The following is a 14,503-nucleotide window of genomic DNA, read 5'->3' as shown; positions in this document are numbered from 1 at the left end:
GGGCATGAGGCATGCCCGACGTGCGTACGCCCTGCGCGAGTCGATGCGTGTCTGCCCCTGTAATCGAAGAGAAAGAGGGAGGTGGCCCACCGACGTCCCAAAAAATCTCCGGAGACGACGCTGATGGCGGCGTTGCCCTGGCAAGTCGGCAGGGCGCCGGTGCGTCAGCAGTGCCAGCAGTCGGGCGCCCGACGGCAGAGGGGCGCCAAGGGCTTCAGTCCAGCAAGCCCAGGAGGCTGATATCCAGTCGGCTGCTGACCAGTCCCAGGAGGCTCTCCAGGGCGAGTTGGTCCTGCTTCATCCTCGGTGCGAGCTCCATGCGAACGCGCTCGAGCAGCTGCTCGCGGGCATCGGCGACCTTGCGCGCGACGCCGGAGCGCGAGCCGCCGTACATGAGCGTCAGCCGGTCCATCGTGAACCCATGGAAATGGTGCAAGCGCAGCAGGGTCCGCTCCTGCTCGGAGAGCACCGCCACCGCTTTTCGGAGCGACTCGACGAGGAGCTGGCGCGCATCTTCGCGCAGCAGCGCGTACTCGGGGTCGCTCGGGGCCAGCATCCGCGCGAGCTCCTCGGGAGGCTCCGCGACGAGCTGATGGCGCTCGTCCTGGCCCATCAACTCCGAGGCGATGCGCGCGGCGATGATGCTCACCCAGGTCCGCAGGGGCCCTCGCCCCCCATAGCTCGCAATCCTCGGTGGCGTGTTGCTGCTGCCCACGAGCAGCCGCTCGCGCAGCATCTGCAGCACTTCCTCCACCAGGGGCGGCGACACCTTCCCGAGCCGGGCAGGGACATGCCGGAGGATGTGTTGTTCGAAGCCCTTGAGGGCCGCCGGGTCCCCGGAGGTGCAGGCGCACGCGAGATACAGGTCGGGACCTTGGAGGATGCGCATCACCTCCGCGGCCCTTCCCACAGGCAGGTGCCGGGCCAGGTGCCGCACGAAGGTCTCCGCCGGGAGTGACAACGCGGGCCACTGGGTCCGTGCTGCTTCGACGTGTCTGTCCAGCAGCGCCTCGAATCCCTCCTCGGCCTCCAGCTCCGCCCGTTGCTCCGGAGACACATATGCCCGCAGCAGCGCCGCCAGGGAGCCTGTTCGCTGTTCGTCGCTCATCGGTTCACCTCACGCCGTTGCCAGGCCAGCACCGTCTGGAGCTCGGACTGGCCCCGGACCCCCACGGACTCCAGCCGGGTCCGGGCCTCCTCTGCCAGCGCGAGCGCTCGTGCCCGCTCCGGGGAAGCGCGCGTTTCCATGAGCGCCCGGGCCAGAAGGAAGGCGGTCTTCCCGGCGACCTGCGCGTCTTTGACTTCGCCCCATTGGGTTTGGATGCGCCGGGCGCGCTCGAGCAGGGGGACCGCCTCCGCCGAGGTGCCCAGCGCCAGATGCACCTCCCCAGCGCAGGCAAGGGCGCTGGCGCCGTCCGGGGACTCCGCGCCACCCGCCTTCTCGGTGACCTTCCTCGCCCGCTCGCAGTACGCGAGCGCCTCCTTCGAAGCCCGGGTCGCCAGGGCGAGCTCGGCGAGGGGAAGCAGCACGGTGACCGTCTTCCCGCCCTCCGGGCCATGTTCCTTCTCGAGCCGCTGGAGCGCGTCCAGCAGGTCGCGTCGTGCCTCGGCATGGCGGCCCGCCTTCAAGTACACCTGTCCCCGGATGGTCAGCGGCAGGGCGGCGCGTGGCGTGTCCGGGCCCAGTGAACGCTGGACGCGCTCCAGCGCCTCGGTGGCGAGGCCCAGCGCCTCGTCTCCCTGGCCCGCGTCACTGGAGATGTCTGCCAGCGCTGAGAGCGCGAAGATGACGGTGACGTGGTGGGGGCCCCGGGCTCGCTCGAAGATGGCGCGCGCCCGCTCAGCCATGGAGCGTGCCTCCTCCAGTCGACCCGCGACGCGCGAGACCACGGCGAGGTTCAGCAGAACCGTCCCCATGGGGGTGGTCTCTGGGTCGGAGGATGCCTCCTGAAGGGCCAGGGCCTTGCGCCAGGCGCTGACAGCCTCGGCGTACCGGCCCACCTCCAGCGAAGCAGTGGCGACCCGGTTGTAGGAAGTCACGAGGGCCGGATTGTCAGCGCCAAGGATGCGCTCGCGCAGTGCCAGGGCCTCGCGGTGGAGCTTCAGCGCGTCTTCGTGGCGGCCTTGGCCGAAGCGGATGCGTCCCAACTGGTGGATGAGGTTGGGCGTGCGGAGGCTGTCCGGGGGATTCCTCCTCCGCGAGAACTCCAGGCCCTGGTGCGCCTCCTGCTCCGCTTCTGCGAGCTGGCCGTACGCCTCTCGCAGTGACGACAGGCGCGTGTGCAGTTCCGTCGTGATGTCCGGGAAGCGCTCCCGCCCCAGCCGCTCGACGGCGGCCCGGGCGTGCCGGATGAGCTTCTCCGCTTCGTCGGGGCGGGACTGCTCCTCGCCCACCGCCCAGATGAGCTCCAGCCACGCCCGTGCCACCGTCTCGTCGTCGCGCGCGGCCTCGGCAGCCCACAGGGCCTGGTAGAAGAAGGCCTCCGCTTCCTTCGGTTTGTTGAGGCCCCCGAGGACGGTGCCGTGGGCCAGGAATACCTCCGCCTCCAGCGGCTTGTAGCCGAGCCCCTTCTGCTCTTCGAGCAGGGCTGACGTCACCGCGAGGCCGTCGGTGAACCGGTGTGACACGAGGTGGGCCCGGACCTGAGCCAGCTTGTTCCGCGCCGCATGAACGCGGGAGCGGAGGTTGTCGGGCGGCTGGGGGCGGCTGGTGAGTCCGGGGGTATCGCGGCATCCGACGAGCCCCTCCAGGGAGGCCGCCAGTTGGCGCGCGTTCTGAACCGTCTGAGCGTCCGCCTTTTCCAGCACCTCCGTGACGGCGGCGATCTGCCAGAGCCGCGCATCGAGGCACGCGGCGGTCTGCCTGGCCTGGTCCGCGGTGTCGCCCGTTGCGGCCAGGCAGGCCTCCGTGCGGAGCGCCTGCCATTGCGCGGTGTGGGCGTCCATCACCGTCGAGAACTGCTTCCAGGCCTGGGGGGCGTAGGTCATGCCGGTGGCGAGGAAGGCTGTGCGGACCCGTTCGCGCCGCGCGGGGCTCCATGCCACCGCGAGCTTCTCCGCTTCCCGCGCACAGCCGTCATCGCGCCGCTGCGCCGTCATCCCGTAGGCCGCGAGGATGCCCATGGCTCCGGCCACGGTCGTCGTGACGAGAAGCGGCACAAGCCTCCGGTGCGGCGGCGGAGCGAGGGCCGCCAGCAGTGACTGCATGGTGGGGAAGCGATCCTCGGGCTTCGGGCTGAGCCCCCGGAAGATGGCGCGTCGAACCCGGGCCGGGACCTTCACCTCGCGCTTCGGAGGGCTCATCCTCCCTTGCTGCGCGGCCAGGACCAGCTCCTGCATCGTCTCCCCTTGGAAAGGGCGCGCCCCAAAGAGGGCCTCGTGGAGCGCCACGCAGAAGCTGAACTCGTCGGAGCGGGCATCCGCGCGCTGACCTCGCACCAGCTCCGGGGCGATGTAGGCGGGCGTGCCCAACACCTGGCCCGTCCGGGTGAGGCGACCCGTGGGAGTGACAGGGGCCTCCATGGGCTCCTGGTGCGACGCGCCCTCTTCCTGGTGGAGGAGCCGGGCGATGCCGAAGTCCGTCACGAAGACCCGCCCGTCCTTTCCAATGAGGGCGTTGGCGGGTTTGAAGTCGCGGTGCACCAGTCCCGCGGCGTGCGCGGCGGCCAGTCCCTTGCCGGCTTCAAGGAAGACCCGGAGCACCTCCTTCCAGGGACGAGGCTCCTTCATCCACTCCGCCAGGGTGGTGCCCTCCACCAGCTCCATGGTCAGGAAGACACCGTCTCCGTAGGCGCCCACGTCATAGAGGGTGACGACATTGGGGTGTGAGAGCCGGGCCAGCGCCTGGGCTTCGCGCAGCAGCCGCTGCTGCAGCTCCTCTCGCTGGCTTCCCTTGGGGCGCAACATCTTGAGGGCCACACGGCGACCGAGCTCTAGGTCATCCGCCGCGTACACGATGCCCATGGCGCCAGCGCCGAGACACTCTCGCACCACATACCGGGAGAGCCTGGCGCCAAGCAGCAATGGCTGGGAATTCGCCTCCCCAGGGGCTGTCGGAGCGCTGGATGGCGCTTGAGTGCCCACTCCGGCTGCCAGTGTCCACCGACAGTCGGCACAGGTCTCGACGTGTGCCAGGACTTGGGCCCGGTGCGCCTCGGAAAGCAGCCCGGCAATCAAGTCCGTCAGCGTCGTTTCCTGGGGGCACGACTGCATGGGTGAAGACTCCGCAACGCGATTCGGCTTCCCGAACATAGCAGAGCTCGGGAGCGCGATTGTGCGTGCAGGCAGGTCTCCAGGAAATTCAGGGACGCAGGCCGCCCCATTCCCTCTTTGCCCTCGATTGCACGGGCAGGACTGCGTGGACTCGCGACGGCGCGGAGATGGACCTCACTCAATTCTTGATTTGCAAGAGAGGCTCTCGACGCTCCGTGAGTCCAGCGTGGTCGAATTCCTGCCTTGTCGCTGCGTGGTTCAGGGTGTTCGGCAAAGGACAATCAAATTTTCCTTTGCAGGTTGTCGCTCGGCATGGATTGAGCTGCCCCCTTTCTTCGGGCCGAGCGCCTTCTCCCTATGAACGCAGGCCCATGGCCTTGCCATTACTCCCGCGAAACGTCAGCCTTGGACAGGACGTGACTGACGACCGCCATGTGCATCGTCAGCGTGTCGAACCTCCGGCCGAGGTTCTTGTCGGACTGGAGCAGGCGCCCCAGCTCACCATGGCTCAGTTGGGTTTTCTCCGCGAGGCTGCTGAACAGCTCCTCCGCGGACTCCCGAGCGGGCTGGATGTGGTCTCTTTCGGCGATGGCCCGAAGCCCAAGCGCCAGCCGCAGCCGGTACTCGACTTCGCTCCGGGTGGAGGCGTCGAGCAGCCAGCCATCAAATCCTTCACGGATCCGCTCGTTCGGTAGCCTCAGGCTCACCAGGATTGGATATTCGGCCTCGGCCCACCGCTGGCGGATTTCTTCGTCGATGAGGCTCCGTGGCACATCGACGTGCGTGCGCCGAGCCACCTCCTTCATCACGTGGTCCTGGAAGTCCCACAGGTACCGCGCGTCCCGCTCGGCGATGAGTTCCCCGGCGATGTACTCCATGACCTCGTCGAGCGAGCCTCCGCGTCCCAGCGCGGCGAAGAGTTCTGGAGATGACTCCTCCAGTAGCGTCACCTGGTAGGCCGCCTTCATCTTCACGTCGAAGCGAGCAGGGACGCCACGGAGGGGCTCCACTGCGTAGTCATCGGGCAGGACGAGGTCCACCGCTACGGGCTCGCCAACCCGGGCCCGCGCCAGGGCTTCGAAGAAGCCGGGGAGCAGCGGGTCGGGCGTGGCCTCCGTCCTCCAGCCCGCGCGGGCGGAGAACGGGATGAGCCGTCCGTTGGCGAAGCCGACGACGTCCAGGAGCACGTCGTCTCCGGAGTCAACGGCTTCGCCCGGTTCGCGCTCCCTGCGCGGCGCCACCGCGCGGCACAGCGCGGCGAAGCGATCGAGGATGGCCTCGGGCGAAATTCCCCCGAGCTCCGGCATCTTCACCCGGAGCTCCTCGAGCGAAGGCGCCTCGCGGAGGAGCGGAAGGCGAGGGCTCGTCGCATTGCGGAAGGCCATCGCTCCGGGGGCCTGGTTCAACAGCCCCATGCCCTGCAACTCCCCGAGCGAGAGCGGTTGGCCTGGATTGGACGTGTCAGGAGGCGTGTGCATGGAGGGCTCCTAGAAGAAGCTTCCGACGAGGTCGGAGACCGTGGAGAAGGCCGCGCCGACCTGACTCACCACCGGGATGTTCGTGGCTGCGAGCACGGAGCCTGCGGCGGTTGTCCACGCCGTTATCTTCTTGCCGGGGCTGGCGTCCTTGGAGTTGGACGTCGCGATGGCCGTGGCGATGTCGAAGCCGGCGATGGCGACGTTCGCGCCGGGAACGAATCGTCCCGCGAACTTGGCCAGCTTTCCGCCTGCGGCCTTGGCACCCTTGTCGATGGCCGCGTCGAACGCGTTGTCCGCGGTCTTTTGGGCGCCTGTCTTGATGCCCTTGTTGAGCCGCTTCTGTGCCTGGTTGTTGCTGTCGCCGTGCGCCTTGGCGGCGATGTCCGTCGTGGAGGACCGACTGGCCTTCTTGAGCGCGTCGAACTTCTCGGCGGTGCCCACATCCCCGGCGTCCGCATGGTTGAACGCCTTCATGGAGAGGTTGTGAGCAATCTTGAGCCGCCCCTTGAGGCCCAGGTCCGGGGCGGCGGCCTTGAGGGACAAGTTGGCAGCCCGGGTCGCGCTCCCGTACTTCTGGAGGTCTCGTGCGGTCTCGAGCCCCGCCTTCAGGGTCTCGGTTGAGGTCTTGCCCGCATCGGCAAGCGCATCCAGGGCTTCGCTGCGCTCCTCGGGATTGCTGCTCGACAGTCCCCCGGCGGCGACGGCCTTGTAGGCATCACTCACCTTTCCATTGATGAGGGTGGTGGCGCCGACGCCACCCTTGAGGGCCGTGTTGGCCTTGCCCAGCCTTCCTAGACCATTGTCCAGGTCCTTGGGGTTCTTGCCGCCCTCGATGGACTTGACGAAGTTGTCCTTCACGCCCTCCTTCAATGTCTTCGCGAGGCCGTGTCCCGCGCTTCGGTTGTCCTTCCACGTCTGGACCCGGTCCTTGCCATCCTGGAGCTGCTGGCGGGCTGTTACCTTCGTGTCCAACGCTTTGGGATACGTCTCCCAGTTCCCGAGACCGTTCGACTCCTGCTCCTCTTTCTTTGGGGCCGCGGGAGCTGGCTGTGTCTGGGGCTTGTCGTTCTTGGGCTCATGCCCGGGGACGTAGGGCCCCATCTGCAACGGCGGGGGCGTCGTCCCGGGGCTCGTAGGCTTGAAGGAGTCCTTGGGCGGCTGTGTCGCCGCTGGGGCGGGCCTCTGTGCGGCCGGCGCGCGCTTCGACTTGGGCGGCTGTGTCGCCGCCGGAGCGGGCGGAGGCTTGACGGGAGGCGGCTTCGGCGGGTCTCGGCGGACCGGGGGCGGCGGCATGGGGAGGTTCCTCTCTTCGCTTCTCGATGGGCGTGGAATGCGTCGCGCCATCCGCCGCCAGCCGGCGAATGGCTGCCCATGTGCTCGAGGAGAAAGAGGGGAGGCGCCTGCCGGCGTCCCAAAAATCTCGGCTCAGGAGGCTCTCCAGCCGCCGTGCTCGTAGCCAGCACCGCGTCCGGCTCGAGGCCCCGCATGGCTCAACGGTGATGGGTGAGCAGGTTCACCAGCCTTCCGAAGGGGTCGCGCACGAAGAATCTGCGCACGCCCCACGGCTCGTCAGCCGGTCCATACTCTATCGGGATTCCCGCCTTCTTCACCCGAGTGAGGGCCGCGTCGAGGTCGTCGACCTCGATGGATATGTCTGGCACGGGTGCGCCTGAGCCCCCTTGCGACATGAAGCTGATCTGCACAGTCATCGTTTCGCTTGAGCCGTAGGTTTCAATCCACCCCATGTCCATCAGGACGTCGAGTCCGAGGATGTCCCGGTAGAATCTCTTGGCTGCGGCTGGCGTCGTCGCGCCCACATTGGTGACGATGCGTAGGACCTTCACGACCGCCCCTCCTGCTTGTCGTACGGTCGGTCCTCAAGGGGGAGCGGCTGGACTTCGGTCAGGGGTTCGTTTGGGAGCATTGGCGCAATGTGCCCCGGGGCGGCCCGCCTCGTATTGAAGGAAATTGCCGCTCGTCGAGAGGGACGTGGTTGCGGGCCTCATCCGACCGAGGGCGATACGCGACGGGAGTGGCTCCCGAGAATGCCCTGAACTCGCGGACCAGATGTGCCTGGTCCGAAAACCCGTGCTCACAGGCCAGGGTGGCCCAGGTCATCTCCCCCCCGGCCGATTCGAGCGCGCGCTGGAATCTGGCGATGCGCGCGAAGAGCTTGGGCTTGACGCCGACATGTCCTTGAAACCGCTCAATGAGCCGGCGCGGCGAAAGGCCGAGTCGAACGCCCACCGCGCGGACGCTCGCGCCGCCCATCAACAGCGAGCACGCGACCGCCACTGCTTCGTCGCGAGGCTTGGACGCGCGTGCCCGTGCGAGCAGCGCCGCCTCGAGCACGTCGAGCCGGGTCGCGGGAGTGGGGGCTTGTAGCAGGCGCTCACGAAGGAGGGGGCCGTCGCGCCCCCAGATGTCGTCGAGGTCGACGAGCTTCCCGGTAAGCTCCGAGGCCGGCATGCCCAGGAACGGCGATGCACTCGCGGGGGCGAAGCTCACCCCGCAGATGGAGCGCTGGCAGGCCGTGTCGACGACTCTCGGTGCGGTGTGGGCGCCCTGAATCGCTACGCCACGAGTCTTGTGTGCGAGGCGGCCGTCGAGCCTGTAGTCCCGGAACGCGTCCTCATGAAGATTGACCAGGAGCTGCATACGGCCAGACGGCAGCATGCGCTCGAAGCCGTGCGCGAGCTGCCCGTCGTATGTCCAGAGGGATTCCACGAGAGGAGCCAGAGTGGGGCTCCGAGGCTGGCGCGCGAGAATCATGGCAGCGCGACGGTAACAGAGCCGGGACGCGCCTGCTGCGACTCAGGCTCGCCGAACGAGCCTGTCCGACTCTTCAGGGGGCTATTCCAGCACGTTCTTGGCAACACGCCCGACTGGAGAGGGCACCCACGCCCCAGTGGAAGCGCATGCGCGGAGACGCCTTCGCCGAGAATACTGGGATATGACGCGCGTTTGACGCAGCAGTCGGAGAAAACTCCAACGCAAGGTGTCAGGGGCAGGCGTCTATTGAATTGTCAGAAAAAGGTCGCTTGGAGGCCGGCGAGACTTTGGTTGCATTGGCAGGAATTGAATCCTGTCGTATCCTTGTTTAGTCGGATTCTCCGGCATTGTGTGTGCGCCCCCTGATTTGGAGTATACCCATGCGTTTGATTGCATCCATGCTCGCTGCGACGGCCCTTCTCGTTGGCTGTGGAGGCGAGGAGCAAGCTCCGGAGACCCTGCAGGAGGTGCCAGTGGCGACCGCGCCGCAGAAGGATGGCGAGGGCTCGGTGACCGCGATGGCGGGCCCGTACTACTACGCGCAGACGTGGGACAACGGGAAGCGGCTCACGGTCTGTGCCAACGACCTGACGGTGCATCGCCCCAACGGTTCGACCTGTACGCTGACTCGCGGGAAGACCTTCACCGTGTATAGCGGTGGCAGCGAGTGGGTGCCCGGCCATGCCTGGGGTGACTGTGGCGTGGATGGCCAGGTGCAGAACGGCTGGTTCTGCTGAGACCTGTCGTCCCGGGGCCCGCGTGTGGCGCTTCGTCTTGCGCGGGCCTCGGTCCCTATCAGAATCCACGCGTACGACGGCGGCCTTCACCCCGTCCCGAGGAATCGCGCGCAGGCGCTCGGCCGATGTCGCCAGCCACGCCCAGCGGCGTGCTTCCCGTTCACCATGTCTTCAAGCACGAACCGCAGCTTCTGCACGCTGGGTGCAAAGGTAGGACAGTTCATCGCGCAGAGTCCGGCCGACGGCGCCGAGATTCGAACGGGCGTAGAGGGCAAGCTCGAGCCCGTCTACGGCAGGAAAGCCATCCTTCTCGCCCAGCACGCGATGGCCGGACTGCACGCTGCTCGCAGGTAAAAGACTGACGCCGAGCCCAGCGCTCACCGCCGCGCAGAGGCTCGCGAGGCTCGCACTCGAGTAGCCAATCCGCCACGCACGCCCGCGGCTCTCCAACGCGTGGATCATGTCCTGCCGATAGAGCGCCCCAACGGGGAACGCCACGAGCGGAAGCGCATCCGTGTCTCCCTCGTATCGCGCCGCCACCGGCTGCTCCGCGCTGTCGATCCAGCACAGGGACTCCGTCCAGCGCGCATGGGCGTCGCTGTCGGCGCCCCATTGCTTGACCAGCAGCAGATCGAGCTCGCCGTTGCGGTAGAGGCGCAAGAGGTGGTGGCTCAATCCACACTCGACCTCCAGACGCAGGCGCGGTCGCTTGGCTGCGAAGCGCGTAAGCAGCGGCATCAGCGCTTCGCCCCCGAGATCCTCGGGCACGCCCAATCGCAACACACCGTCGCCGCCGTCGGGGTTCAACGCAACGGACGCCTCCTCAGCCAAGCGAAGGATTCGCTGCGCATAGCCAAGCAGGCGCTCCCCCTCTTCTGTGGGCACTACGTGACGCTGGCTGCGGTTCAGCAGCCGGCAACCCAGGCTCTGCTCAAGGCGAATGAGCTGCTGGCTGACGGTCGATTGGGTCAGGTGCAGGCGCTCGCCGGCCCGGGTGAAATTTCCCGTTTCAACGACCGCGACGAAGCTTCGCAGCAAGAAGAGATCGAGCATGCCGGTGTCTCCACGAAGAGCTCTCGGTCGAACTATTCAGAACCCCACTATGAATCATTCCAGTATTTCGTTTTCTTATGAAAGGGCAGGGGATTAGAGCATCTCGCCAGGAGGTGAAGTCGTGTCCCGGGCGAACATTCGGAGGGTGATGCTCATGACGCTGTTCACGATGGCCTGCGCAGCTTCTGCGGGAGCGGGAAACGGCGGCTCTCCCAAGCCGCCTGAGGCGCTCTTGCGGGCTGCGGAAAAGGGTGATGCGGCGACGGTCTCCGAGCTGCTGCGCGAGGGGGCGGCCGTTGACGCCCGGGACTCCGCGGGCAACACGTCGCTCTTGCTGGCGACCGCCGGGAACCACGTGGCTGCTGTCCGCGTCCTCATCGAGGCAGGAGCGAACGTGAACCTCCAGAACCACCAGCTCGACAGCGCCTATCTCCTGGCCGGAGCGCGGGGGTACTTGGAGATCCTGCGCCTGACCTTGAAGAACGGCGCCGACTTGAAGAGCACCAACCGCTACGGTGGCACCGCGCTCATTCCGGCCTGCGAACGCGGGCACGTGGAGGTGGTGAAGACGTTGCTGCAAGCCGGCGTCGAGCCGAACCACGTCAATCGCCTGGGCTGGACTGGACTGCTCGAGGCGATCCTGCTCAGCGACGGCGGGCCACGTCACCAGGCGATCGTACGTCTCCTGATTGACGGCGGTGCCGACGTCAACCTGGCGGACGGAGACGGCGTCACGCCGCTCCAGCACGCCCGCGAGCGCAATCAAGACGCGATCGCCAAGATGCTCGTAGCCGCCGGAGGTCGCTGATGGATCCGTCGTCCGCCGAAGAGTTCATGCGCGAGGCCATCGCCCTGGCCCGCGCCAACGTCGCGTCTGGTGGCCGTCCGTTCGGGGCCTTGCTCGTGCGCGACGGCCGGGTGATTGCGCGCGCGGTCAACGAGGTCAATCAGACGAAGGATCCCACCGCCCACGCCGAGCTTCTGGCCATTCGCAAAGCGAGCCAGAGCCTCGGCAGTGCCAGCCTGGGCGGCTGCATCATCTACGCCAGCGGTCATCCCTGTCCGATGTGTCTGGCCGCCATGCACCTGTGCGGTATCCAGGGCGCCTATTTCGCCTACTCCAACGAGGAGGGCGAAGCCTTCGGCCTCTCCACTGCGTCGCTCTACGCACAGCTGGCCCGAGGGCCCCAGGCCCAGTCCCTCGCCTTGCGGCCACTGCGCCCGGCGGGCGAGCACGGACTGTACGACGAGTGGAGACGCCATCAGGGATGACTGATGGGTGCTCTGCTCCCCACTGTTCGGACCAGTTGAAGCGGGAGAGCGTCCTCGCGGCCAGCAGGTCGGTCGGCCGCGAGGAAGAGCAGTTTGACCGATGAGCAGATGGTCCGCACCCCGCGGGTGGCGGAGACCCCGGTCCGAGCGTGATGGTGGCGGCGCTCCAGGCTCCGCGCCGGTGGTTTCGCCCGCGTTGTCGCAATGCCGGATGCAGACTCAAGGCCACCATGGACGCAGCGACCGAATATCGGGTAGGCAGCGGTGCTCCGGGAGGACACCGTGGGCGCCGCCGGAGTTCCCGCGCGGAAAGTAGATGCGCGGGCGTACTTCCGTGTGCATAAAGAGCCCATGCGCCGTCCCGTCTGCGCCCCGCTCCTGCTCGCGCTCGCCTTGCTGCTGGGAGCGTGTGACCGCAATGACCGCTATGACCGCCCCGGCACGCCGGTGCCGGAGAGCCTGCGGGCCGAGACGCTGGAGGGCGAGCGCATCGACCGGGCTGCGCTGCTGGGCCGCCCCTGGGTCATCAACGTGTGGGCCCCAGGCTGACACGCCTGCGCTCGGGAGTTGCCCGAGCTCGAAGCCCTGAGGAGTGAGTACGAGGCGCGCGGCGTCGGTTTCCTCGCGCTCTCGCTCAACCCCAGCGAGGCGCGCAATCGTCAGACTGCGGCCGCGCTGGGGGTGCACATGACCGTGGCCACGGCGAAGGGCGAGGTGCTGGGTCCGCTGCGCATCTCCACCGTGCCCGCCACCGTCTTCATCAACCGCGAGGGCGTGGTGGTGGCGGCCGTCAACGGCGAGCGCTCGCGTGCGTTCTACGCGAGGCGCCTGGAGGCGCTGCTCGCTGCGCCGTAGCTGCTGGAGCGGGCCCGCTACCGTTCCTCAGCGCGCGGCGTTCAGCGGCACGGGCTGGCGATGTCCGTCACGGTGACCAGGTTGATGGTGGTGGAGGCGCTCCTGTCCGCCCAAGCCCAGACGATACGGTGGTTGCGGCCCGTTCCCTTCGGGTTCGCGAAAGCCACGTGGCGATAGTTCAGTGACTCGGTGAAGGTCACGTTGGGGTTGGAGGAGATTGTGCTGGCGCTGAACCTCCACGCACAGATGTTCTCCACGGTGAATGCGGCGCGGGCGAGCGAGGTGAGTGTCTTCACCCTGCCGCCGTAGCCACCCTCGTACATCATGGCCCACCAGCGGCCGAATTCATCGGGGGGGTCGTTCTGGGAGTTCCAGAAGTCCCGATGGTGGTAGACCCACCGGCCAGTTCCAGAGCCGTTGCTGCTCTGATTCAACAAGGCCCAGCCCTCGATGCTTCGGCCCACCGGGCCATGGGTCGCCGACCAGTGGTTGGGGACGCAGCTGCCGTCCTGCACGGATTTGACGAGCACGGGCAGGGAGATCTGCGCGCCGACCCCTGGCCCGTTGGTCGTCCCCGGGCTGGTGCTGAGGAGGGGCACGTTCCGGTTGTTCGTGCACCGGGTCTCGAAGTGGTATTGCCAGAACCCCTTGGCGTTATCGACATTCACCATGAAGGTGGAGGGGTTGAAGGTGGCCTCCTGGATGCGGATGACGACGTAGTCGGCGCTCGGCTTGCCGTTCTCGCGATAGACATAGAACGAGCTCACGAAGTCGAACTCCGCCGTCTGGGATTTTCCGGAGGCAGCGCTCCAATCGTCGGAGTTGGTGAGGTGACGGGTATACGACTGGTTCAGGGTCCTGATGCCGTACATGACCCCCGCGGGAGGAATCAGCCCAGGTCCCCCCAGGGCGCGGCCGGCCCGGCGTCCATGGGATTCGAGCAGGGCAGCCCAGTCATGCCGGGCGCCATTGTCCTGGGGCGTTGACGATGGGGTCCTGGCCTGGAGAGGGACAGGGGATGGCTTGCCGTTCGTGGCCTCGCCAGCCTCGCCTCCAGAACCCGAGTGCTGCTGCGCAGCGGGGTCGTCAATGGGCATGGCGAGCGCGGTGACGACATAGCTGGAGGGGGTGGACGCGCCCAGGTCGCGGGACACCATGAGGGCGCCGCTCTCCCCATCCACCCGGCAGCCCGCGAGCTTCGAAAGGTGTTGGTGGGCATGGGCGTCCGGGTGGCTCAGCACGAGCGTCTTGCCCTCGTCCAGGGCCGTGCGCAGCAAGGGCTCGTACTGCCCGGGTTTCGTCGTGAGGCAGTCGATCCAGCACACCTCCGCGGCTTCCAGCCCGTCTTTTCCATTACTGACGGAGAGCTCGCCCACGTCCTTCAGTGAGTTGAAGTCCTGCCCTGTCGTAGCTCCCGCAAAGAGGATTCGCGGCTTCGAGCGTGTCGTCGATTCCATTCGAGTCTGACCTCCACGTCGTTGGACTGCGTTCAGTCCCGGCGGACCGGGTGCCGGGGGCATCACGACTTCCTGGGGACGCGAGCGCGTCGCTCACTTCATTCCGGGCAGCAGGTACTGCTCCGCGTGCAGGTAGCTGAGCGTGTACCCGAGCGCGGTGCCGAAGGTGCCGCCCAGTGAGAGGGCGACGAGCTTTCGCATCCCTTCGATTTCGAGCTGCATCGTCGGGCCGCTCGCGACGTTGTAGACCGTCTTGCGGAGCCCGTCCGCCAGGCCATCCAGGTCATCCAGCGAGCGCGCGATGCGGCTGAGCGTGGCCTTTCCTCCAGTGGCGACCACGCTGCCTATCGCTCCCCCCGCGCCGCCGAACACCGCGGCGAAGGTGAGGTCCGCGCCCAGCGGTGCGCCCGCGACGGCGTTTCCAATCATCTGACTGGCCAAGCCGGACACCGCGCCGCCGATGAGGTCCACGCCCGCACGCAGGCCGATGTTCATCATGCTGCGGGTCGCCAGGTTGAGGCCCGTGGCCGCCAGTTCCCCCGCCGCGGAGAAGCCACCGGCGATGGCGCCGGCGGCGGCGCCAATGCCCACCTGGGTGCCCCAGCCCGCCCAGCTGAACTCCTTGCCGGTGGCGCTCGTGCTGATGTTGTAAGCGAGCCCCCCGAGC

The 14,503-nt window shown here is 67.4% G+C and carries 13 protein-coding genes; 4 read left to right on the top strand and 9 right to left on the bottom strand.

The window, feature by feature from the left end:
- Positions 1 to 214: 214 nt before the first annotated feature.
- The 6 genes from HNV26_RS07390 to HNV26_RS07360 form a co-directional block, all read right to left on the bottom strand.
- On the bottom strand, positions 215 to 1,108 hold the full coding sequence (locus tag HNV26_RS07390; RefSeq protein ID WP_171439757.1) for an RNA polymerase subunit sigma-70: 894 nt from the start codon (positions 1,106 to 1,108) through the stop codon (positions 215 to 217).
- On the bottom strand, positions 1,105 to 4,251 hold the full coding sequence (locus tag HNV26_RS07385) for a tetratricopeptide repeat protein (protein WP_171439756.1): 3,147 nt from the start codon (positions 4,249 to 4,251) through the stop codon (positions 1,105 to 1,107). Before HNV26_RS07385 ends, HNV26_RS07390 begins: the two co-directional genes overlap by 4 nt.
- Before the next feature lie 344 nt (positions 4,252 to 4,595).
- Positions 4,596 to 5,690 carry a trigger factor gene (locus HNV26_RS07380; protein ID WP_171439755.1) on the bottom strand — a complete coding sequence of 365 codons (1,095 nt, stop codon included), beginning with the start codon at positions 5,688 to 5,690 and terminating at the stop codon, positions 4,596 to 4,598.
- 9 nt (positions 5,691 to 5,699) lie between these two features.
- Positions 5,700 to 6,548: a cell wall anchor protein gene (locus tag HNV26_RS07375; protein WP_366816803.1), complete on the bottom strand. Its 849-nt coding sequence runs from the start codon at positions 6,546 to 6,548 to the stop codon at positions 5,700 to 5,702.
- Between the two features lie 632 nt (positions 6,549 to 7,180).
- Positions 7,181 to 7,534, bottom strand: coding sequence for a VOC family protein (locus HNV26_RS07365; RefSeq protein WP_171439754.1), 354 nt, complete (start codon positions 7,532 to 7,534; stop codon positions 7,181 to 7,183).
- 58 nt (positions 7,535 to 7,592) lie between these two features.
- Positions 7,593 to 8,462 carry a helix-turn-helix domain-containing protein gene (locus HNV26_RS07360; protein WP_171439753.1) on the bottom strand — a complete coding sequence of 290 codons (870 nt, stop codon included), beginning with the start codon at positions 8,460 to 8,462 and terminating at the stop codon, positions 7,593 to 7,595.
- A gap of 380 nt (positions 8,463 to 8,842) precedes the next feature.
- Between HNV26_RS07360 and HNV26_RS07355 the strand changes: the two genes are divergently transcribed.
- Positions 8,843 to 9,199, top strand: a complete 357-nt coding sequence (locus HNV26_RS07355) for a hypothetical protein (protein WP_216611884.1) — start codon at positions 8,843 to 8,845, stop codon at positions 9,197 to 9,199.
- Between the two features lie 171 nt (positions 9,200 to 9,370).
- Here HNV26_RS07355 and HNV26_RS07350 read toward each other — a convergent pair whose 3' ends face one another.
- Complete coding sequence (locus tag HNV26_RS07350; RefSeq protein WP_171439752.1) at positions 9,371 to 10,252, bottom strand: LysR substrate-binding domain-containing protein; 882 nt, start codon at positions 10,250 to 10,252, stop codon at positions 9,371 to 9,373.
- Positions 10,253 to 10,406: 154 nt separating this feature from the next.
- On the opposite strand from HNV26_RS07350, the gene HNV26_RS07345 reads away from it, so the two are divergent.
- The 3 genes from HNV26_RS07345 to HNV26_RS07335 all read left to right on the top strand — a co-directional run bounded on the left by HNV26_RS07345 (position 10,407) and on the right by HNV26_RS07335 (position 12,379).
- Positions 10,407 to 11,060 carry an ankyrin repeat domain-containing protein gene (locus tag HNV26_RS07345; RefSeq protein WP_253816318.1) on the top strand — a complete coding sequence of 218 codons (654 nt, stop codon included), beginning with the start codon at positions 10,407 to 10,409 and terminating at the stop codon, positions 11,058 to 11,060.
- Entirely contained in the window at positions 11,060 to 11,524 is a 465-nt protein-coding gene (locus HNV26_RS07340; RefSeq protein ID WP_171439750.1) for a nucleoside deaminase, read from the top strand. Before HNV26_RS07345 ends, HNV26_RS07340 begins: the two co-directional genes overlap by 1 nt.
- Before the next feature lie 351 nt (positions 11,525 to 11,875).
- Entirely contained in the window at positions 11,876 to 12,379 is a 504-nt protein-coding gene (locus HNV26_RS07335; protein WP_216611883.1) for a TlpA family protein disulfide reductase, read from the top strand.
- 41 nt (positions 12,380 to 12,420) lie between these two features.
- Here HNV26_RS07335 and HNV26_RS07330 read toward each other — a convergent pair whose 3' ends face one another.
- Positions 12,421 to 13,836 (bottom strand): hypothetical protein, encoded by a 1,416-nt coding sequence (locus tag HNV26_RS07330; RefSeq protein WP_171439749.1) that lies wholly within the window; start codon positions 13,834 to 13,836, stop codon positions 12,421 to 12,423.
- A 93-nt stretch (positions 13,837 to 13,929) separates the two neighbouring features.
- Positions 13,930 to 14,503 (bottom strand): hypothetical protein (locus HNV26_RS07325; RefSeq protein ID WP_216611882.1); only part of this gene is annotated, 574 nt, incomplete at its 5' end.

The sequence above is a fragment of the Myxococcus xanthus genome, assembly GCF_013116825.1.
Classification (GTDB): domain Bacteria; phylum Myxococcota; class Myxococcia; order Myxococcales; family Myxococcaceae; genus Myxococcus; species Myxococcus xanthus_B.
The sequence above is the reverse complement of the archived record's forward strand: the minus strand, read 5'-3'. Positions and strand labels throughout refer to the sequence as shown.

Coding starts and splice junctions, on each gene's coding strand:
- HNV26_RS07390 (WP_171439757.1), bottom strand. CDS start 1,108: ATGAGCGACGAACAGCGAACAGGCTCCCTGGCGGCGCTGCTGCGGGCA.
- HNV26_RS07385 (WP_171439756.1), bottom strand. CDS start 4,251: ATGTTCGGGAAGCCGAATCGCGTTGCGGAGTCTTCACCCATGCAGTCG.
- HNV26_RS07380 (WP_171439755.1), bottom strand. CDS start 5,690: ATGCACACGCCTCCTGACACGTCCAATCCAGGCCAACCGCTCTCGCTC.
- HNV26_RS07360 (WP_171439753.1), bottom strand. CDS start 8,462: ATGATTCTCGCGCGCCAGCCTCGGAGCCCCACTCTGGCTCCTCTCGTG.
- HNV26_RS07355 (WP_216611884.1), top strand. CDS start 8,843: ATGCGTTTGATTGCATCCATGCTCGCTGCGACGGCCCTTCTCGTTGGC.
- HNV26_RS07350 (WP_171439752.1), bottom strand. CDS start 10,252: ATGCTCGATCTCTTCTTGCTGCGAAGCTTCGTCGCGGTCGTTGAAACG.
- HNV26_RS07345 (WP_253816318.1), top strand. CDS start 10,407: ATGACGCTGTTCACGATGGCCTGCGCAGCTTCTGCGGGAGCGGGAAAC.
- HNV26_RS07340 (WP_171439750.1), top strand. CDS start 11,060: ATGGATCCGTCGTCCGCCGAAGAGTTCATGCGCGAGGCCATCGCCCTG.
- HNV26_RS07330 (WP_171439749.1), bottom strand. CDS start 13,836: ATGGAATCGACGACACGCTCGAAGCCGCGAATCCTCTTTGCGGGAGCT.